Source organism: Campylobacter sp. 2018MI10, assembly GCF_018501175.1.
In the GTDB taxonomy this organism is placed as follows: domain Bacteria; phylum Campylobacterota; class Campylobacteria; order Campylobacterales; family Campylobacteraceae; genus Campylobacter_E.
In genome coordinates this window covers 1-559 of record NZ_JAHCZD010000062.1, presented here as the reverse complement: position 1 = coordinate 559, position 559 = coordinate 1, and the positions used below count along the sequence as shown (strand labels likewise).

The 559-nt window shown below is 36.7% G+C and carries 1 pseudogene; it reads right to left on the bottom strand.

From position 1 onward, the window contains the following. A pseudogene (locus KJR01_RS09670) lies at window positions 1-559 on the bottom strand (DNA-directed RNA polymerase subunit beta'); the annotation flags it as partial.

Here is a 559-nt window from a genome sequence, read left to right as displayed (position 1 = left end):
AAACACTTGCTTTCAATTGCCATCATTACTTCATCAATGCCTGTACAAATTTTATGCGAACCTTTCGCTCCTGCTTTATCCAATGAAAGATAATTAATTCCTAAAACCATATCTTCCGATGGAACGGTTACAGACTAACTACTTACTGGCAAAAGAATATTCATTGATGAAAGCATAAGCACTTTACATTCTGCAATAGCCTCTTGAGAAAGTGGCACATGCACCGCCATTTGATCCCCATCAAAGTCTGCGTTAAATGCTGCACAAACCAAAGGATGAAGTTGTATAGCCTTACCTTCCACTAAAACAGGATGAAAAGCTTGAATAGAAAGTTTATGTAAAGTAGGCGCACGGTTTAGCATAACAGGATGCCCTTTTACTACCTCTTCTAAACATTCCCAAACTTCATTGGTTTTATTTTCTATCAATTTTTTAGCTTGTTTTACTGTGGTTGCATAACCTTTTTCTTCAAGCTTAGCTAAAAGATGTGGCTTAAAGAGCTCTAAAGCCATTTTTTTAGGTAAACCACATTGATCCATTCTAAGTTGTGGACCTACAA